Here is a 20,578-nt window from a genome sequence, read left to right as displayed (position 1 = left end):
TATCGGAATGAATATGGAATTGCCAGAGGAGACTGTGCGCTTATCCACTTCAAAATTCCTTCAGGCGAAACCTGATTGGGTCCTTCGGCTTCTTTTGAGCCAAAATATTAATTGATTCTGGGCTTAATTGAAGGATTCGTGGATAGCCTCCAGTGACTTGCGCATCTTTCATGAGGATGATGATCTTGCCGCCAGGGGTCAGCTGGACCGTCCCTGGATAGACAGGGGCCGTAAGGATTTCCTTGAGGTGATTTTTAAAGGTCTCTGAAAGTTGGATTCCCATTCGGTTTTGAAGATCTGAGAGGTGGAAAGATTTTTCGAATAGCGCTTCAAAATTGCCATTGGACATCTCTGTGGCCTCGGGTCCAGGATATACATCCAATACATTATTTTCAAATAAGGAATCATCTATACCCACTTTCGAATGATTATTATGGGAATGCTCTGCTACCGCCTCGAATGGAATCCTCAGTCCTTTGGGACATCTAAAATACTTCGTCAATCCACGATACCAGCTGCGACTCTCAAAGCTTAGCGCTGTTTTGAAGCCTCCTTTTATCCCCAGATACATTCGTGTTCCCTTATAAAAAGGCCCAATCTCCAATTCATGGCCCGCTGCTATTTCCACCACCTGATTGATGGAGATGGCTTTACCATTGATATGGGCTTTGCCATTGGCACCGGTGAGGACGATGATAGCCTGATGATGGAACTTGAAGGTGCCGCCTGTCATGGTCATTTCCAGACATGCGCTCGGGGGATCATTTTGGAGAAGGTGATTGGCCAGCAGATACGATTGTTCATCCATTGGGCCAGAAATAGGGATGCCCCAGTGGCCCAAACCAGGCCTGCCAAGATCCTGAACAGAAGTATAAAATCCCGGCTTGATGACTTCGACTATTCCTTTATATTGACTCATAATGAATGGCTGATTTAGCGTCTAATGATAATTGGTCGAATTCCTCCTGATCTATAGGAAAGAAGTTTATTTCATCCCCCGGTTCTGGCTTCAAAGGCGGAGAGGCGGCTGGATCAAACAGGTTGATGGGGGTTTTGCCGATGATATGCCATCCCCCCGGGCTTTCGAGCGGGTAGATGCCAGTTTGTTTGCCGCCAATAGCCACCGATCCTTTTTCTATTTTCGGATCGGGCTTGGCTTTGCGTGGTGTATGGAGGGTTTTGGCTAAGCCTCCCAGGTACATGAAGCCGGGCATAAATCCATAAAAATGGAGGAGGTAATTTGGAGCACTATGGAGCTGAATCAGCTCCTTGCTCGATAGCTCATGTGTGGCCGCCACCTGCTGTAGGTCTTTGCCATTATACCATACCGGAATTCGCCATCTTTTTCGTGATTCATGATACTCCTTAGGTGGATTGTGAAGCAGCTTGTCTATGGTGGGCACCACGTCTTGGAAGGAGATACCTTCCTTAAAATGCAGGGAAAGACTATGATAGCCTATGCGGGCTTCATGGAAAGTGGATCCTAGCTCTCGTTCTACAATGGCCTTGGCCTGCCGAATGGCAAATAAAGTGTCCGGAGCTATCTCAGGCTTCCACTGTAATTCCAAATGCTGTGGACTAAATTGCTTATAGCAGATAAGTGGCTTCATGATTGGAGAGTTCCGTGTATAAAATTATGAATATTTCTGGCCAGGGATACCGCATGAGGGTTGTCCCCATGGACGCAGATGGTGTCAGCAGTAATCGGAATCCACTGGTGGTTGATGGTTTTTACTTTCCTTTCGCAAAGCATGTTTTTCAGATGGCTCAGAACTTCTTTTTCTTCATGAATTACCGCATTGGCCTCTGATCTAGGGACCAGGCTCAGGTCCTCCCTATAATTCCGATCTGCAAATACCTCAGTCCATACGGTTATCCCCTGCTGCTTTCCCTCCTTCAATAGTGCTGAGCCCGGGGGAGCAAATAGCGTGAGCTCCTTAAAATGATCCTTAATGATCCCAACGATAGTTTTGGCTAATGCTGGGTCCTTTGCCGCTTGATTATACAGTGCTCCATGAGGCTTGATATGATGGAGGCTAAGGCCCAGAGACCCTGCGGCATGACTTAGGGCGGATACTTGGCTTAGGATACTTTCTTTTAATTCCGAATCAGAAAGATGCATTGTCTTTCTTCCGAAATTTTCACGATCCGGAAAGGAGGGATGAGCCCCTATTTTTACCTTGTATTGCTGCGCTAGCAGCAGGGTCTCCTGCATGCTGGATAGATCTCCCGCATGCCCTCCGCAGGCTATATTGCAACTGGTAATATAGGGCATGATGGCTTCGTCGTTTCCTATTCCTTCTCCCAGGTCGCTATTGATATCTATAGTGGACATGAATATTATTCTCCAAATAATCTAATGATGAATATAGAACTGCCAAATAAAGGTAAAGAAGTGCACAGGGCTTTTTTAAGGCCCTGATCAGCAAAAATAGTTTTGGCTAATCCAAGTTAATAAAGATTGCCCTTTGTGCCAAGATAAGCTCAGGTCTTAATCGTTTCTTTTTGTCAATAGGCATGGAAGTCGAGAAAGGTAAATGATGGATGAACCTAGCATAATATGTGGAAATGCGACATTAGTTGTCGTGAAAATTGATATATGATCTTTTTATAGGTAGTGATACACTATAGAAGTTGCTAACTTGCACCCTATATGGATATCGTTATTATAGCAGGAGTATTGATCAACCTTATGCTCACTATATTCTTATTGATAAAGATAGGAAAGGGCAATTCTGAAAAGCAGTGGGAACTGCAGATGGAGAGATGGAAGGGCTTGATGGTTCAGGAGTTGGCCATAAGCAGGCAGGAGATGAATCAGCTGATTTCGCAGCAGTTCAAGTGGGTATTCGATTCGATGCGGCAATCGGCGAAGGATCAGCAGGATGGATTGCGTGATTTTGGGAAGATTTTCCGAGAGAATGTCAGGGAGTTTAATGATTTGCAGCGCGAGAAGTTTAATGAGCTGGCATTGCGGCAGGAGCGCATGCTGCAATCGACGGAGGAGCGACTGGACAAAATGCGGGAGACGGTGGACGAAAAGCTTCAAAAGACCTTGGAGGCGCGACTAGGGCAGAGTTTTGAGCTGGTAAGCAAGCAGCTACAGGATGTACAGAAGGGCCTTGGAGAAATGCAGAGTCTCGCCACAGGAGTGGGGGACCTCAAGCGAGTACTGACCAATGTGAAATCACGGGGAGTATTGGGCGAATATCAATTGCAGGGTATTCTAGAGAATATCCTCACCAGTGAGCAATATATAAGTAATGCCGCCATGAAAGCGGGGAGTAGTGAGCGGGTGGAGTTTGCGATTAAGTTACCAGGACAAAATTCCCACGAGGCAGTCTATCTGCCCGTCGATGCCAAATTTCCTCAGGAGGCGTACCACCGTTTATTGAATGCCTACGATACCGGAGAGCGAGAGCAGGTGGATTTTGCAAAGGCCGAATTGAATAAGGCCGTAAGGAAATCGGCTCAGGATATAGCCAGAAAATATATCAATCCTCCGATGACCACGGATTTTGCGGTACTATTTTTACCCATGGAGAGCTTATATGCTGAGGTAATAAGAGACTCAGGTTTGGCTCAGCAGCTGCAAAACGAATATAAAGTGGTGATAACGGGCCCCAGCACCCTGGCCGCCATGCTGAATAGTCTCCAAATGGGATTCAAAACCCTGGCGATCCAGCGCAGAAGTAGCGAGGTATGGAAGGTGCTCGGTGCGGTCAAATCAGAATTCGGGAAGTTTGGGACGCTGATCGAAAAAGCCCAACGGAAATTAAATGAAGCCAATACCGAACTGGATACACTGGTGGGCACCCGAACCAGAGTCATCCAGCGGAAGCTCAGAGAAGTGGAGGAGCTACCAGGCGAAGAGGGCAAAAATCTGCTGGATTCTTAATCGATAGTAGTCAGCGTCAGCTATATAACTTAGAAAGTATATTATCCCTTGCTTTTCAATTTATAATTAGGGCTTTAGCATAAAAATAATTTTGAAGCCTGTAACATAAGTTCAAAAAACTTCGTTTTGGAGAAGTAACTAGAAAGGAAACTACCCATGAAACGTATATTAGGATTAGTAATTCTTACCGGAACCCTGCTGATGGTTTCTTGCAGTCCCGTCCGTGTATATTTGGAGAAAAATAAAGTTAAGCCCAATCAGAACTTTTCTTCCTTCACCATCATCAATGAATATATGGGCAAGGATGCCTGGAATTCCCCATCGCTGGATGAAAACCTCAGACAGGCCCTGATCAGTGGTATGGAGGATCAAGGCTATCATTATAATGAAGATGCTCCCGACCTCATCCTTAGGTACAATACCCTCCTCAGCGATGGTGAAAAAGAAGTGAGGGAGAGCAGCCCATATGGAATGTCTCCCTACGGAATGTACAACCCGTATATGTATCGCTATCCTTACCGCAATTCCTATTGGCCCAGCCAAACAGAAATAGAAAAATACAAGCTCGGAGAGGTAGTCATCGATTTTATTGATCCTAGAGTGGACGAATTGGTGATGCGAATCAGCGCGGTCGGGGAGGTCAATAATATGAAACAAAAATACAAGAATATAGAAGAGTCCGCCGGGAAAATCCTATATGAGTTTTCACGAAATATGAAACATAGAGGCGCCATAAGTTCCCGTTAACTAGCGGTCAGCAATACACGCTTAGTAGAAACCTTGGGTACGATACCCAAGGTTTTTTTTGTGCCTGTCCCAATTCACTTTGTGACTGCGAACGGAGAAAAGGTCTATCGCCTGCATAGTCTGAGGAGTGAGCAATGGTATTGGGCTTAGGGGAGATCTAATTGATTGGGCATATAGGAGAGGGAGGTTTTTTTGTATAAATAGATTCATTTCAGATCCTGAAGGATAAAGCGGGTCAAAACTTGTCTAATGGCACAAACTTTATTTTATTAGATGTGTAAAACAATTTAGTATGAATTATAATAATAGAGTTTTTAGAGCGATCAGCAATTCAGATAATGGAGAGGTGTCCTCAGATACCGAGTTTCATTATGCTCAGGAAGGGCGGGTATTAGCGGGTACTTATTTTGGAGGCAGCATAAAGAAAGGGCAGCTTATTGGCTGGGTGGATGATGGTGGACGGATAGATATGAGGTACCAGCATATCAATAATGATGGCAAAATCATGAGTGGAAAGTGTAAGTCAGTGCCGGAAATATTGCCTAGCGGCAAAATCCGTCTATATGAAAAATGGCGTTGGACCTCAGGGGATAAGTCCACGGGCGAATCGATCATTGAGGAAGTCTGACCTTCGGGATAAGAGCAGGGAGTAGAAAGGTGTTGGTCCCAGCCTCATGGATTATAAAGGGATAGATAGGAAAGAGGGGGGAAATTAATAGGTTATAGATTGATTTTAATTGAGTTTAAAGCCAGGGATCGACATATTAATATGGATGTAAAAATCAGAATTTATGGTATTCAGTCTGCCTTTAGGCAAAATTATTATTGATTTTTCTATTTAACTAAAAAGACACTTGAGACTAAATTTTGTTTACTTAGTTGATAATCCATTTCAAAAGGCTTTATCTTTACGGCTATGGCTATGAATATCGTGATTGCGGGGGCAGGGGATATGGGATTTCACCTTGCCGAATCGTTGAGTTATGAGAATAAGGATATTACCTTAATCGATACGGATAAGGATATTTTGGAGCATGTGGCTTCCCGGATAGATGTCCTTACGGTGATAGGTGATTCGGCATCCATCGATGTGCTCAAGAATGCAAATGTAAAAGAGGCGCATTTAGTGATGGCGGTGACCACCTCGGAGAAGACTAATATCGTGACGGCCATGCTAGCTAAGCAGCTGGGAGCTAAGCGGGTGATCGCCAGAGTACGAAATCATGATTACCTAGAGGAGGAGAATGTGAATTATTTTCGGAATTTAGGAATAGACAATATTATCTCCCCCACCATGCTTTGCAGCGGTGAGATCTATAGGATGATCAAAAACTCCACTTTTTCGGATATTTTCGAGTTTGAAGAGGGCAAATTAAACGTGGTAGGGGTTATTTTGGATCAATATTCACCCTTGGTGAATAAGCGATTGGCGGATACCAATGCCATGTCGATTTTGGATGATGTGAGGATCATCGCTATCGTAAGAGATCAGATGACCATTATCCCTCGTGGCACCACCATTCTGAGAAATAATGATCACGTATATTTTGTTTCCAATACCAAAGCCAATGAATCGATAGCACAGCTGACGGCTCAAAAGGAGGTGGCGATAAAGAATGTGATGCTTATTGGTGGGGATGACTTGGCTTTCACCTCAGCGCTGAAGCTGGAGGGTGAGTATAAGATCACACTTATCCATAGGGACAAGGAACGCTGCAAATGGCTAAGTGAGCGGTTAAAATCCACCTTAGTCATCCATGGAGATTATAAGAATATTGAGCTCCTGATAGAGGAGGGATTAGAAGAGATGCATGCATTTTTGGCACTTACAGAGAGTTCGGAGACGAATATCATCACGAGTTTGAGTGCAAAAAACCACGGGGTTTATAAGACGATTGCCCATGTGGATACCCGTGAATATATCCACATCTCCCACAGTATCGGGGTGGATTCACTGATCAATAAGAAGCTAGTGGCCGCTAACCAGATCGCTAGATACCTCCGTAAAGGGAAGGTAGAGGCCATTTCTGGTATCTATGGCGTGGATGCAGAATTTATCCAATACGTAATTTCCAAAAACAATCGGCTTACTAAAAAGCTTCTTCGAGAATTGAGATTCCCTGATACGGCGATTGTAGCTGGGGTGATCCGCGGAGAAGATGTATTTATTCCTGATGGCGATTTTCAGTTGCAGCTTAATGATAAGGCAATAGTCCTTGCGCTTCCTTCAGCTAAATCCAACCTGGAGAAATTATTTAATTAATATATGATCCATTATAAGGCCATTGCAAAAGTTATGGGAGGCTTATTGATGCTGTTGGGCATACTGATGCTGCCTGGGATAGCCTTTAGCTTTTACTACAAAAGTGGAGATCAAGTGCCCTTGATTTACTCGGCTTTTGTGTCGGTGGCCATGGGGGCCTTATTGTTTTTCTCTTTTTCTAAGCAAGATCAAAATATCCGAAAAAGAGAAGGGTACCTGATTGTTGCATTGAGCTGGATATTTATGTCAATTTTTGGCATGATGCCTTATCTGGTAAGTGGAACTCTACCGCAGATATCTGACGCCTTATTTGAGACCGTCTCGGGACTTACCACCACGGGAGCTTCTGTGCTGAATGATATAGAAGCCCTGCCCAAGGGTATCCTTTTTTGGCGTAGCATGACCCAGTGGATTGGGGGATTGGGCATTATCGTGTTGACAGTGGCCATTTTCCCATTATTGGGGATTGGAGGAATTGAGCTTTTCGTGGCTGAGTCTCCCGGGCCTACCTCCGATAAGCTGCATCCTCGAATTCGGGAAACCGCAAAGCGACTTTGGTATGTCTATGTGGGACTTACCGCCCTCTGTGCCTTACTGTATTATCTGGGAGGGATGAATGTCTATGATGCGATCAACCATTCACTGACCACGCTGGCAACGGGAGGTTTTAGCACCAAAAACGCCAGTATGGCCTATTTTGACGTACCCTTCATCCAATATGTGGCCATTCTCTTTATGTTTATCGCAGGTACCAATTTTACCGTAGTCTATTTTGCCCTGATGGGCAAATTTGATAAGGTCTGGAAAAGTGATGAATTCAAGGCTTATGTGCTCGTGGTGGCATTGATCATCATCGGGCTCGCCATTCCCGTCTATTTCTTATCGGGCAATGTGCTGGAAAAAGCCTTCCGGGATACGGCATTTCAGGTAGTTTCTCTGGTGACCACCACAGGTTTTGTGTCCGCAGATTATACTAGCTATGGCCATGGAGTGACCATCTTATTTTTCCTCCTTCTATTCGTAGGCGGCTGCGCCGGAAGTACTGCCGGTGGTATCAAGTTTATCAGACACCTTACCTTCTTTAAGAACACCATCCTGGAATTCAAAAGGATCGTGCACCCCCGTGCAGTAGTGCCCTTGAAGATCAATTCGGAGCGGGTTACTGGAAAAATCATTACCCATATCATGATATTTCTATTGATTTACCTCATGGTTTTTGTGGTGGGAAGTGTGGTCATGTCCATCGTAGGGTATGATATGCTGACGAGTTTTGGTGCGGTGGCCACCTGCCTGGGGAATGTCGGTCCGGCTATAGGTCGCGTGGGTCCATTGGACAACTTCTCTTTCCTGGATCCTTTTACGAAAATATTCCTATGCCTGATTATGCTTCTTGGCCGATTGGAGCTATTTACCATCCTTGTCGTATTCACCCCTTATTTCTGGAGGGCCAATTAAGCTATTCCTTTTGAGAAAATCATTCACGCAGCAGTGTGGGAATATTCTTATAAAAGGAATATATAAATAGATTCAAGGTCATTCTACATGAAACGATTTTGGTTCTTATACATGGTCATCATCCTTGATTTAATCAAATAGGAGTGTTATTTTTCACTTCTAATAGAATTTTTAAGAGTATTGTCTTTGCCTATAAAAGGGGCCATTGTGAATTTTAACCAACTACCATAAATATGGAAATCAACTATCAGATTATTTCTGCATTTTCCAGCAAAGAGCATAATTTTAAAGGCAACCCCGCAGCGGTCATTATCAGCGATCAGTTTCCAGAAGTGGAGCAGATGCGTAGGATAGCCAAGGAGTTGCAGCAGCCGGCGACCACTTTTTTGGTGCCTGAAGACGGCCCAGGGAGGTTTTTTGTACGTTGGTTTGCTCCTGATGCAGAAATTGGACTTTGTGGCCATGGATCAGCTGCAGCCACCGCTTATTTGGCCACGGCCAATGGCAAATACCCCGCTGAATCTTATGAGCTCAATAGTCCCGAGGGGATGATAAAGGGTGTGCTCAATCCTGATCAGACAATCACCCTTAGTCTGGCACCAATCGAGCTGGCGGAGGAAATAGAAATCCCACTTGCCCTACGAGAAGGCCTGGGGATTCCTCTCCAAACGATGTACAAGACCCATAATAAGCATTTGATTATAGCCGACTCCCAAGCTGATATACAGTCGATAAAACCGGACTACCAAAGACTTCGTGATTCGGATTTATTCGGATATGCCGTCACGGCCAAAGGGGATGAGGTGGATTTTGTGAGCCGTACCTTTGTGCCGCATACCTGGCAGAAAGAAGATTATGCTACTGGCTCCAGCCATGCGATTTTGGTCCCCTATTGGGCGAAAATCCTCAATAAAAATCACCTTCAATCACTGCAACTTAGTGAAAGAGGTGGGGCTTTTGACTGTCGAATGGGTCAGGGGAAAGTGTTTCTGACCGGAGAATATACCCCGGAGAGACCAGGCAAAGTATCCTTAGTGTAAATAGTGATCATAGGCTATGTACAAACGAGAAGAATAGCAGAAGTTTAGGACTAATGTATTCGGCCACTAAGATTTTGGTATATCCAGGATAATTTCTTTTGCCCTAGGGCAAAGTAAAAAATAAAAAAAGGCACCGTCTGCTATAAACGGTGCCTTTTAGGTTATTCAGCTTTTTTGATATTTTTGACTTCTTCTTCGGTGACCATTTTTTTGGATTTATTCGACCAGCTGTTGAGAACATAGTTCATCACATCGGCCACCTCCTCGTCATATAGACCGAGATTAGTCATGGTGTTATTATATTCCTTACCATTTACGGTCAGCTCGCCACTGAGGCCAAATTTCACTGCTCTTATGCTGGCTTCTCGATTTTTCAGGAGAAAATCCGCACTGTCAAGAGGAGGGAAAGCTCCTTCAATGCCTTTGCCGTTTGACATATGGCAGGTAATACAAAATTCCTTATAGACTTCTTCTCCGCGTTTTATACTCGCTTTTAGGGGATCGTCCTGTGGCTGCAAATTAGTAGCGGCATAGCCCATATACGAAAAGCATAAAGCGGAGATAATTGCTACTTTAATCATTAGTTCTTAGGGCTGATTTTGATGATACCTTTTCCTTCAATGGCGGCATAGATATAGTGATCAGGTCCGATAGTCACATTTCTCAATCGGCCTTCACCGTCCAGCAGTTTGGTTCTGCCAACGACTTCCTTACCGTCCATTTCTAATAACTCCAAGTACTGAAATTTCAAAGATCCAACGACCAGGTAGCCTGCCCAATCCGGGTAAACATCTCCTGGCACAAGTCCAAATCCACTTGGCGCAATGGAAGGAACCCAATAATAAATCGGCTGCTCCATGCCTTCTTTGGAAGTGATTTCGGTCAATTGAGAATTGTCATAATTGATGCCGTAAGAGACTAGCGGCCATCCAAAATTAGCTCCTTTCTGAACTATATTGATCTCATCACCGCCCTGAGGTCCATGCTCGTTGACCCAGATTTCCTTGTATTCAGGGTGAAAAAACATTCCCTGTGGATTTCGGTGGCCATAAGAAAAGATCGCTTTCTTAGCACCTTCCTCATTATAGAAGGGGTTGGACTCGGGGATGGTGCCGTCTCCGTGGATTCGATATACCTTGCCGCAGTCCTGTGTGATATCCTGTGGATTTACATCTCTGTCGCCACGGTCTCCAATGGAGAAGTATAAGTATCCTTCATCATCGAAGGCCATTCGTGTTCCGAAATGCTGACCTTTTTTGCTGTTTGGACTTGCCTTATAGAGTACCTGCTGATCACTTAGCTTGCTGCCATCAAATCTGGCACGCATGATCGCCGTATTGGCTCCCTCTCCTTCACCTTCTTCGGAGGCATAGGAAAAATAAACCCACTGGTTACTCTCAAAATTAGGGTGAAGAACAATGTCCAATAAGCCACCCTGGCCTCTGCTGGAAACCTCAGGAAGACCTGGAATCTCTGTTTTGGTGCCGTTTTTGGCGTGGATAAGCTTTCCTTCTTTCTCTGTAATGAGCAAACTTCCATCAGCCAAAATGACCATTCCCCATGGGTTAGTCAATCCTTCTACAATATATTCAGTACTGTAGTTTTTGGCATCATCCTGAATGGTAGGGGTGTTCTCGAAGATTCCCGGACGATCGTCCTGACCGCAGGAAGTGCTCACAATCCCAATGGTAAATACCACTGGAAGCACTGGTGTAATCAATCTTCTCAATAGATTCAATTTCTTCATAATAGGTTTAATGAGTTTTATAATTCGATAAATATAATCAATTATGACCGCAAACGGTGTACAGACACTAAAAGTGGATACAATCTATTATGAATGGTGATATTTAATATATAGACTGCTGGCCTCTCCTTGGCCTCAGGTGGTTTTTTCCTGATGAAGGAAGATTAATATCACATTTGATAGATTAGATTAGGTCCGTATTTAGGAGCGATTCTTTTCCTAGAACACTAAAATAACAACTTCGCCTGACTAGATTATTTTAGCAGAGAATACATTATTGACAGGTAGAATAAAGAATTCTAGACAAATAATGATCCTCACGCACCTATATTCCATTCTTAGCCGTACAAGCTATAATGTGGGTTGGGAAATTCCCCTGCTTTAAAATGCTGTAATTTCTACGCTAACCTTTTGTGGTGTTCATTGCGATTTCTTCGATGGGCACGGCGAGATTCAGCATCGGAGCCTGCTTCCGAATACCAAGCAACTTATACGCTGTATAGTAGATTGTATTAGGTAAATTGGAGACTTCATATTATTCTTATTTCCTAATCCGTATATTTAAGGTGTCTATTTCTAAACAATTGAAGATGAAATCTATAATAATTCACCCTCTCCGAGCCTTGTTTTTGTTGGTGAGCAGCATAGTATTTCTAGGTGCTTGCCAGGAATTGCAAGATAAGTTATACTTAGATGATACTTATGAATATCCACTTAATACAGTGGATGCTACTTTAGGCTATACAGGCAAGGCTGTGGTCAAGGAGTTTACCAATGGCAGCGGATTAGAAATCACCATCACCCTGAGCGGTGAGCATACCAAAGCGGAATATTATTTCCCAGCGCATCTTCATCGGGGTCCTTACGAGCCCAATGTGGATTCCCCTATGGTAGAAGCGCTAAATGGGGTCGATGCCCGTCCTTTAAAATGTGTCACCATCCTGGAGGGCTATTCCATTGAGGACCTGCGGACCCATCAGTTCCACATCAAAGTCCATCTTGCCGATAGCGGCCCGGAAGCGAAGACCATATTGGTGGCAGGCAATATAGGTGGTGAAGAGGTGGAATAATGAATATTCATTTTACCAATAAACACCAAAGGCTAGCTGAATCCAGCTAGCCTTTGGTGTTTCTAATTATTCGGTAAATAGTAATTACTCCGATCCCCAGACTTTTGGATCAAAAGGTAACTGGGAAAGTGATGTCTAAATCTGTCTCACCGCCTGCTTGCACGAAGTTTTCCCAGCTTGGGTTTTCTGCACCGGCGTAAGCCTTGTCCAGGTCGTGACGAAGGATCAGTCTGAATTGAGAGGCATTGCCTACAAGTGTCGGCTGAGTGGTGACATAGCCTTTCAGGCCAATAGGGAAACCGTCCTCGTCCTGATCATCATAAGCATATACCATATTAGGACTGTCAGCCACAAAGGCAGATCCCAGGAAATAAAACTGATGCTCGTCTCCTTCCTCCAGTATTTCGGTGGTGATATCTTCACCTGCGATGCTATTATAAGCGGTGATTTCCAGAAGGTATCTTTTATCAGCCTCCAGGCCAGAGATCACCTCTATATCGATATTGGTACTAAGCTCGATTCCTTCGGCAGAGGAAGCCTTATAGGCCATAGCTGTACCAATTTCCATTCCTGCATCATCCACTTCAGTGAAGGTAAGGGTGACGTCAGTGATGAGCTCCTGGTCCACTTCAGGAACAGGGTCATCTTTGCTGCAGGATTGAAGTGCCATTCCCATAGTAGCAATAGCAAGGGCTGCCAGTAGATTTTTTGTGATTTTCATGATGTTTATTACTTATTAGTTAAAATTCATAATTGACTCTCAGGGCAATGTTCCGCCCGGGTTCGTGACTGAAATACCTGAATCGATTCATATAATCCTTGTATTCGGTATTGAGAATATTGCTGATGCTGAGGTAGGCTTTTAGGGCGGAATTCTTTCCTTCCATGATATCCCTGCCATAGCTAATATTCCATATATTATAGCCTGGAGGTGCTGGCGCAAGGTCAAAGTCCGGCTCCCGACCTTGATGAAATCCTGTTTGGTTAGACAGATCCAGCGAGGCGCCGTTTTTATCGAAGGTATATGTCAATCCAGCCTCCAGCTTATCCGCCGGAATGAAAGGCAGGAAATTATTCTCCACGGTATTCTTAGCCCTGATCATACTTCCTCTGACATAGCCTTCCAGTTTTGGGCTGATCTGGTAGGCACTGCTGAGGTCCATTCCCCAGAAGTTTGCGTCCGTCTGTAAGTACTCAAATACGTTGAAAGTACCTCTGAGGGAGACATAGGTTTCTCCTGTTGGATTGAGGTAAATATAATTGTTGATTCGATGAAAATAGCCCGTCCATTCCAGCTGAAGCTTATCGCCGGTATAGTTGATAGTATTTACCCACTTCAGGGCCTGCTCGCTGATGAGGTCCGGATTCCCTATCTCTACTGCCGCAGCCCCATGGTGTAGTCCCTGGCTAAACTGCTCGTTGATATTCGGTGGTCTCCAGGCAGAGCCTAGGTTGGAGCTTAGAGTCCAGTGATTGTTGAAGCTATAGGCAGCCCCTAAGAATAGGGTGAGATTTTGGAAGGTGAAGTCCTGCTCATCCAGTTCCCCGTCGCTGCTTATGCGTGCGGCGTCCACATACCTGAAGTCATAGCGCATGCCTCCTTCTACCTCCAGCGGGCCACTCACATATTTTTCTATGAGAAATACCCCCGCATTGAATAAGTCATAGTTGGGGATCAATGGGGTCACACCGGTGCCGGGGATATTATTATTTACCTGTTGGAAAATATTAATTCCAAGGGATCCATTCCAATTTTGGTAAGAGGGATGCTCATAGGATAGGTCCAAGGTATTGGTATAAAGCTCCAGGTCCAGGGCTGCCCTATTATTGAGGCTACCCCTGCGGACATCATATTCCTGGCGGTGATTTTTTTGAAAAGCATATTGCAAGTTCACGATACCATCATTCTTTAGATGATAGTGGCCTTTAGCTTTGAGCAATTGATGGACCACTTCCTGCCGAGGGTTTTGGATACTATATGAAAATCCCGGATCAGAAAAGGGGCGTCCATTTTCTATCAATGCCTCCAGATCACTGGAGTTTCCGGTATGAGAATCACTCAAGATACCGATGGTACTTTGAAATCGGCTATAGAACAATTCCATCCCCAGGTCTTTGCGATTATAGCCTAAAGCTCCGGAGAAGTTGAGTTCTTCCATGCCCGTATTGTCTTGGTAATATTCGGGTGATTTTACATTGCCGCCTCTTCGTCCTGAGACCTGCAGACGTGCCCCCAAACCCTGGATTTTTTTGAAGCCGGTTTCCAGATTTACTGATCCTCCGGTATTCCAGCCATTACTCGCCCCTATGGCAGAGGCGGAGCCCGTGAGGCCTCCAGAGGAGGGGAGTTTTGCGGGGCTGACGATGATCACACCACCCATAGCCTCTGGCCCAAAACGAACCGTTTCGGCCCCTTTGACCACAGAGATGTCCTCCGCCATATAGGGATCCACCTCAGGAGCATGCTCACTTCCCCATTGCTGGCCTTCCTGACGGACCTCATTGTTGAGGATCATGATCCGGTTGCTATGCATGCCATGAATTACTGGCTTGCTGATATTGGCGCCGGTACTGAAGGTCGTCACTCCCGGAAGGTCCTTGAGGGTTTCCCCAAGGCTCTTGCCGCGATTAGCGATAAGGTTCTCTTTGCCAATATGACTAATATTATTTAAGGTGTTTACCGCATCTTTATGACCTAAAATTTCCACTCCTTCTATTTGGTATTCGGTGGCTTGTAATTTTAGCGTGAGGTGTACCTCGCCGTGTACATTCAGCGGGACCATTAGACTATCATAGCCCAGACTGACCACCTTCATCTGGTAATGTCCTTCACAGATCCTGTCTAATGTGAAATTCCCATTCGAATTGGTGATCGTGCCTCGCTCCAACTCATCCACCCAGATGTAAACGCCCTCCAATGGGGTATTGCCTTCCTGCGCGAGGATCTTCCCACGGACTGTATATTCACATGCATCTTGGCCATACGTCAGACTGCTTATAAGACTTAGTAGGCCAATCAAAAAGATGTTTTTCACTTGATAGAATTACTTTTGAGACACAAATATAATGCAATAACGTTGCTTATTGCAACAGTGTTTCATTTTAAGTCCAATCTTTGAAGGATTTATTGCATGAGCGGGGTGGTGTGCAGGCCTTGTCCGCAGAAAAGTCATCAGGCCCCTTCAAAAAAATAATCTTCTTCGAGCATTAAATCGAAATAAGTAGCGGGCATTATTTTGTTCCAATTACTGCTTTTCCTCATTCCCCTAAAAAATAAATCAGCCTATGAGCAAGAAGGAAATGCCTGCTCATAGGCTGATAGGAATGTGGCGTATCCGGATCAGAGAGAAAGGACAGCCAATAATATTAGTTAATATTCCGGCTTAGCGGCTGCTCCGAAAGCTCGAATATTATAGGTCATGGTAAGCATAAAGAATTGCTGCAATACATCGGTACGGACGGTTTCGATATATACATCAGTCACATTTCTGTTGATGCTAGTGTTTTGATTCAGCAGATCGAATACCGTTACTTTAAATTCTAGATTTTCACTAGGAGGGACCCTGTAGCCAAAGTCTGCGTTCATCAACCAAATCGATTGATCAAATTCCTCTCCTAAACCTATATAGAGTTGATTATTGACATTGGTGCTGAAGAAAAAGCCCTTCCAGAAATTATAATATAGATCCAATCGGGTGCTTTGGGAGTAATAATTAGCGTCCCGATCTTCCTGAAGCGTGGAGCGCACGATATTATAATTGGCACTGGTGCCAATATTGAAATCCAGTTTTTCACCAACATTACTGGTGATGCTCAGACCTTGGCCCAGGCCTAGATTATGATTGGTATTGAGCTCGTTATTGATCAATCCCGGCTGATTGGAATAGCTCAGTCGAGTGTCGAGATTCAGGTTACTCTTCATAAAGGAGAGAGGGAAGCCAAAGGAAATACTGGTATTGGCATTCCAAGCATTATTAAGGTTGACTGGTAGGGTCAGTTGTCCACCTTGGCGCAGCAGCACGTCATTTTGGATCAGTGTATCCTGCGTTGCAATATAGGTGCTGGTTCCCATGAAGTTTTCTCTCAAACCACCAGAAAGGTACATGAAGAAAGATTTAGAGTTCTCCAGATTGATCTTCCGTGCTCTCGCAAAGAACCGATGGCTATATTCTTGTTCCAGCGCAGGGTTCCCCATGGAGATTTGCAGGGGGTTGCTATTATCGATGACATCCTGGAGCTGGCGCACGGATGGTGCATCAGTATCCGCCCGATAGCCTATACGTATATTCGTCGATTTGTCTGGCTCATAGGTTAGGTATAGGCGGGGAATGAAGTTTTTGAAAGTCCGCTGGGTATTTTCATATCCTGGAAATAAGCGATCACTGTCCAGGTTGGCGATTTCATAGTTCATGGAGGAATAGATCCGCAGTTTGTCTCCAGCATACTGGTAGCCTAAGCTCATTTCATGACGCATATATCCATTGTCAAACTCATTACTAAGGGTGCTATCCATTTCGAAAACAGGATTTTCCATTTCCCTTTGGCTTACCTCCTGGATATTGGCACTTTTATCATTGCCAATTTCGTATTCTAATCTCAACTGGGATTTTTCACCAATAGGCTCGGTATATTCGATTTCCACCTCATATTGGAAGCTACTATTATCGGATAGGGTCCGCTGAATGAGGCTATCAATATTATTTGACTGGTAATTTCTATTGACTGATACCAGGTTGCTTTCACTATTATTTTCTCTCCAGCCCGTCTCAATGCTGGTACTGATGGTACGACCTACTTTCCCGAATTTGTACCGATAGGTAAAGTCGTTATCTACTCGGAGCGCCTCATTAGAGGATTTGGTGGCATTGGCAGTTTCACTGATAGGTGTTTGTTTATCATAAAGATTTCTCCCGGTCAGCAGGCCACTGAAGGTGCCTTTTTCATATTGCACTCTTGGTCTCCAGATGATAGCGTGACGCTCACTGATATCGTATTCCAGCTTCATATTGAGGCGGTGGGTCTGACTGTTAGTCTCGTCATTCCTGTTTTCATCATAGAGCTGAAGGCTGTCACTGGGAAGGATATAATCTCTTTCTGAGGTCCGCTGAAGTCTATTCTGGCTGTCGTTGAAAAAGTAATTTCCGGAGAATTTGGCCTTTCCATTGTCAAATTTATCGGTGAAGTTGGTTCCTATGGAGTTGGTTTTGGTGATACCCGGCAGTTCTCGTACGGTAAGGTCATCACTGCTACGACGTCCCCATCCCCGGTCATTACCTGAGCCAAAGGCTCCTGTGAGGTCGTCTGCTGAGAAATTTTGCTGATTGATATTATTGCTCAGGCCCATGACGGAGATCCGCTGTGCCCCTTCAAAGAAGTGCACGGCACCTCCCACGAGGTAATTGTCATCGGTACCGTATCCGGCGAATAGCTGTCCGAATTTCCCGCCTCTGGTTTCCTTTTTGGTGATGATATTGATGGTTTTTATGGTTTCGCCATCATCAAAGCCTGTAAGCCTTGCCTGATCACTTTTCTGGTCTAGAAATTCTATTTTATCGATCACCGCAACAGGTAGGTTTTGCATGGCCATGGCGGGATCATCTCCGAAGAAAGGCTCCCCATCCACAAGGACTCTGCCGACTGTTTCACCTTGTACTTCTATCGTGCCACCAGTCATCCTTACGCCTGGCATCTTTCGTACCAGCTCGCCAGCACTTGCCTGTGAGCGGGTTTTATAAGCATTGGCATTGAAACTAACGGTATCACCTTTTACCTCTCCGGTCATTATCTGTCCGGTCACCTCTATTTCCTGTAGCTGTGTGGCATCCTGCATAAGGATGATACTGCCAAGGTTATTCGACTTAAGATCGGAATAGGTCTTGCGAGTCGTTTGGTAACCTATAAAACTAGCCTCGAGCACAAAGGTGCCCACCGCAGGCTTCTGAACTTTAAAAGCCCCATTTTCATCGGTATAAGCATTGAATAATGTTTCACCAGATTCGCTCTTGATGAAGATATAAGCTCCCGGTAGGGTTTCCTGGCTTTCTTCATCCACAATCTTTCCGTTCAGCATCTGTTGGGCGGATAGCTGAAAGCTGGACAGTAGAAATATGATGGTATATAAGTAAATTTTATCCATAAGTCTGATTATAAGCTAAATAGGTAGTGTAAGTTGGTGTTATGTACTTAATTACACTACAAAATTACCCAAAGGGTTTTGCCATATTTACTTTATTGTATGAATGGGGCGTATTTGAGGTGAGTGGGGGAAATGCTGGTTGAAATTGAAATTTTTCTAAAGCATTTTTTTGTATTTAATAATATAAAGCCTGCTATGTTATGGAAAACTTAATAAAATGACCGCTTTGTCAAAGGGGAAATGCCCTAAGCCCCGAAACTATCCTTGACTAATACCTTTGCGAGCACATAGGCAGGAGAGGAGGCATATATTTTACCAATCGTTAGGGCAATTCGGTAAAGTATAATTTACCGTAAACTTCAGTGATTGCAGGTCTTTTTGACCAAGTTGCGCAGAAGCAGGGATGAGACGATAAAAATAAGGGATTCATTTTTTATATACATAAAAAAGTCTTATATATACATAATATTTAACTTTATTGCTTCGGCGAGGGGTTTTGCTTTAGGCTCTAAGATTTTCTGGAATCTTTATAACTAACTTGCCGCATAATTGAAAATAATAGACTCCTTTTATAATAACTAGAAACTATGGGTGCGAAGAATTACTGGAGAAGTTATGTTCTTTTTTTTCAGCTAATAGGACTCCTTTTATGTAGCATTTCCTGCACAGATGACCTTGGTAGCGCTCCTGAGTTGGAGGAGGGGGAAGAGGTGAATTTTCATTCTTCTGAGGAGGATTTGAGCAGTTATGTGATTATCATGGAGGAGGAGCATTTTTCATTACGTGAGGGAAATTCTTTTGCCGCCAGGCAAGAATATGCCGAAACTCGCTGTCGCTCAGTATTGGCTGATTATGATATAGACAGCTCTAGGATCGATTATATATTCAAAAATAATTTTATAGGTTTTGCTGCCAGGTTAAATGAGGAGGAGAAAGCCTTATTATTGGACTGCAAAGAAGTGCAGCAGATCGATGAGGATTATGAGATTTCCCTTCCTGACAATATAATAGCGATGAAAGATAGCCCTGGGATAGAGAACCTGTCTCCTTTGGCGCGTGTACTTTCGGGGGATTTGATTCCTTATGGAGTGAAGCGAGTGGGTGGTCCTGTATGTTATAAGGGAGATAAGGTGGCTTTTGTGGTGGACTCCGGCATCAGCCTTGGGCATCCTGATTTGAATATTAATGAAAAGCTAGGTTTTAATGCCTTTAGTTCGGGCAAGGAGGGAGCCAGTATGGAGGATTATCATGGGCATGGTACGCATGTGGCAGGGGTGATAGCTGCCAAGCAGGACGGTAAGGGCGTCGTAGGAGTGGCTGCCGGAGCGACTGTAGTCCCCATCAAGATTTTTAATGCAAGTGGAAAGGGTACCGTTTCTGGTTTTCTGGCAGCTTTAGAGCATATTGCCGAGGTAGCCTGTAAGGGAGATGTGGTCAATGTAAGCTTCACAAGCCCCGCCAATTTGACCGTGGATGAGGCCGTGATTAAGATGGCTAAAAACGGTATCTACTTCACCATTGCCGCAGGCAATGAAAGCCGTAAGGCATCCAATGTTTCCCCCGCCCGGGCATCGCATAAGAGAATCATGACGGTATCAGCCATGGATGAAAATGATGTCTTTGCTGATTTCTCAAATTATGGCAATCCACCAATAGACTGGTGCGCTCCTGGTGTGGAGATTTTGTCCACCTGGAAAAATAAAGTTTATCAATACAGCTCAGGTACCTCGATGGCCGCGCCACATGTGGCAGGCTTAGTTCTGCTGGGTGGGCCTTCAAAAGGTGGCATGGTGCTTAATGATCCTGATGGCAAATGTGACCCAATAGCTGTGCATCAGTGCCTGGACTGATTTAGGCCATACTGTTTTTTGAGTTGCTTTAAGATATCATCCAGCCCATTGAGCCTTATTTCATAGACGGTGTGGAGCCACATGCCGAGCTTACCTTCAGGAAAGCCCTGCTTATGGAGCCATACCAGGTAGTGCTCGGGGATATCGCAGATCAGCTGACCTTTATATTTCCCGAAGGGCATCCTTTTAGTGACTATGTCTATCAGTATTTCCTTTTGCATGAACGAAGATATTGCAAAAATCCTTTACCCTTCCCCTCGGCATTATTTTTTTAAGCCAAATTTATGAACCTTCCCCTAAAGGTTTGTGGCTAAACAATTATTTTTCATCCACTTAGGTTTTCTAAAAAATGGTTTTTTCTCCTCACTTTAC

At 44.4% G+C, this 20,578-nt stretch carries 17 protein-coding genes; 8 read left to right on the top strand and 9 right to left on the bottom strand.

Going from position 1 to position 20,578, the window contains the following annotated elements:
• Positions 1–49: 49 nt before the first annotated feature.
• The 3 genes from B050_RS0112930 to pxpA are packed head-to-tail and all read right to left on the bottom strand — an operon-like array spanning position 50 to position 2,335.
• On the bottom strand, positions 50–919 hold the full coding sequence (locus tag B050_RS0112930) for a 5-oxoprolinase subunit C family protein (protein ID WP_018474352.1): 870 nt from the start codon (positions 917–919) through the stop codon (positions 50–52).
• Positions 906–1,610, bottom strand: a complete 705-nt coding sequence (pxpB, locus tag B050_RS22450; RefSeq protein WP_018474351.1) for a 5-oxoprolinase subunit PxpB — start codon at positions 1,608–1,610, stop codon at positions 906–908. Before pxpB ends, B050_RS0112930 begins: the two co-directional genes overlap by 14 nt.
• Positions 1,607–2,335 carry a 5-oxoprolinase subunit PxpA gene (gene pxpA / locus B050_RS0112920; protein ID WP_018474350.1) on the bottom strand — a complete coding sequence of 243 codons (729 nt, stop codon included), beginning with the start codon at positions 2,333–2,335 and terminating at the stop codon, positions 1,607–1,609. Before pxpA ends, pxpB begins: the two co-directional genes overlap by 4 nt.
• Before the next feature lie 318 nt (positions 2,336–2,653).
• On the opposite strand from pxpA, the gene B050_RS0112915 reads away from it, so the two are divergent.
• From B050_RS0112915 to B050_RS0112890, 6 genes are all read left to right on the top strand, one after another.
• The gene (locus tag B050_RS0112915; RefSeq protein WP_018474349.1) at positions 2,654–3,898 is read left to right on the top strand and encodes a DNA recombination protein RmuC; all 1,245 of its coding nucleotides are present in this window, start codon (positions 2,654–2,656) and stop codon (positions 3,896–3,898) included.
• Between the two features lie 156 nt (positions 3,899–4,054).
• Entirely contained in the window at positions 4,055–4,645 is a 591-nt protein-coding gene (locus tag B050_RS0112910) for a DUF4136 domain-containing protein (RefSeq protein ID WP_018474348.1), read from the top strand.
• A 292-nt stretch (positions 4,646–4,937) separates the two neighbouring features.
• Positions 4,938–5,273 (top strand): hypothetical protein, encoded by a 336-nt coding sequence (locus B050_RS0112905; RefSeq protein WP_018474347.1) that lies wholly within the window; start codon positions 4,938–4,940, stop codon positions 5,271–5,273.
• 288 nt (positions 5,274–5,561) lie between these two features.
• On the top strand, positions 5,562–6,908 hold the full coding sequence (gene trkA, locus B050_RS0112900; protein ID WP_018474346.1) for a Trk system potassium transporter TrkA: 1,347 nt from the start codon (positions 5,562–5,564) through the stop codon (positions 6,906–6,908).
• A 3-nt stretch (positions 6,909–6,911) separates the two neighbouring features.
• The gene (locus tag B050_RS0112895) at positions 6,912–8,363 is read left to right on the top strand and encodes a TrkH family potassium uptake protein (protein WP_018474345.1); all 1,452 of its coding nucleotides are present in this window, start codon (positions 6,912–6,914) and stop codon (positions 8,361–8,363) included.
• Between the two features lie 233 nt (positions 8,364–8,596).
• Positions 8,597–9,403, top strand: a complete 807-nt coding sequence (locus B050_RS0112890; RefSeq protein ID WP_018474344.1) for a PhzF family phenazine biosynthesis protein — start codon at positions 8,597–8,599, stop codon at positions 9,401–9,403.
• Positions 9,404–9,564: 161 nt separating this feature from the next.
• On the opposite strand, the gene B050_RS0112885 is transcribed toward B050_RS0112890, so the two are convergent.
• Positions 9,565–9,984, bottom strand: a complete 420-nt coding sequence (locus tag B050_RS0112885; protein WP_157492780.1) for a c-type cytochrome — start codon at positions 9,982–9,984, stop codon at positions 9,565–9,567.
• Complete coding sequence (locus B050_RS0112880; protein WP_018474342.1) at positions 9,984–11,150, bottom strand: PQQ-dependent sugar dehydrogenase; 1,167 nt, start codon at positions 11,148–11,150, stop codon at positions 9,984–9,986. Before B050_RS0112880 ends, B050_RS0112885 begins: the two co-directional genes overlap by 1 nt.
• 590 nt (positions 11,151–11,740) lie before the next feature.
• On the opposite strand from B050_RS0112880, the gene B050_RS0112875 reads away from it, so the two are divergent.
• Positions 11,741–12,220 (top strand): hypothetical protein, encoded by a 480-nt coding sequence (locus B050_RS0112875; RefSeq protein WP_018474341.1) that lies wholly within the window; start codon positions 11,741–11,743, stop codon positions 12,218–12,220.
• A 109-nt stretch (positions 12,221–12,329) separates the two neighbouring features.
• Here the strand turns inward: B050_RS0112875 and B050_RS0112870 are convergent, their stop codons facing one another.
• The 3 genes from B050_RS0112870 to B050_RS0112860 all read right to left on the bottom strand — a co-directional run bounded on the left by B050_RS0112870 (position 12,330) and on the right by B050_RS0112860 (position 18,356).
• On the bottom strand, positions 12,330–12,941 hold the full coding sequence (locus tag B050_RS0112870) for a hypothetical protein (RefSeq protein ID WP_018474340.1): 612 nt from the start codon (positions 12,939–12,941) through the stop codon (positions 12,330–12,332).
• 19 nt (positions 12,942–12,960) lie between these two features.
• Entirely contained in the window at positions 12,961–15,255 is a 2,295-nt protein-coding gene (locus tag B050_RS0112865) for a TonB-dependent receptor (RefSeq protein WP_018474339.1), read from the bottom strand.
• Positions 15,256–15,590: 335 nt separating this feature from the next.
• Complete coding sequence (locus B050_RS0112860; RefSeq protein ID WP_018474338.1) at positions 15,591–18,356, bottom strand: TonB-dependent receptor domain-containing protein; 2,766 nt, start codon at positions 18,354–18,356, stop codon at positions 15,591–15,593.
• Between the two features lie 587 nt (positions 18,357–18,943).
• On the opposite strand from B050_RS0112860, the gene B050_RS22445 reads away from it, so the two are divergent.
• Positions 18,944–20,206: a S8 family serine peptidase gene (locus tag B050_RS22445; protein WP_018474337.1), complete on the top strand. Its 1,263-nt coding sequence runs from the start codon at positions 18,944–18,946 to the stop codon at positions 20,204–20,206.
• Here B050_RS22445 and B050_RS0112850 read toward each other — a convergent pair.
• On the bottom strand, positions 20,191–20,427 hold the full coding sequence (locus tag B050_RS0112850) for a DUF3820 family protein (protein WP_018474336.1): 237 nt from the start codon (positions 20,425–20,427) through the stop codon (positions 20,191–20,193). The genes B050_RS22445 and B050_RS0112850 overlap by 16 nt on opposite strands.
• Positions 20,428–20,578: the final 151 nt, after the last annotated feature.

It is taken from the genome of Echinicola pacifica DSM 19836 (genome assembly GCF_000373245.1).
GTDB classification, from domain to species: domain Bacteria; phylum Bacteroidota; class Bacteroidia; order Cytophagales; family Cyclobacteriaceae; genus Echinicola; species Echinicola pacifica.
Note: the sequence above shows the minus strand (reverse complement) of the source record. Positions and strands in the feature narration are given on the sequence as shown.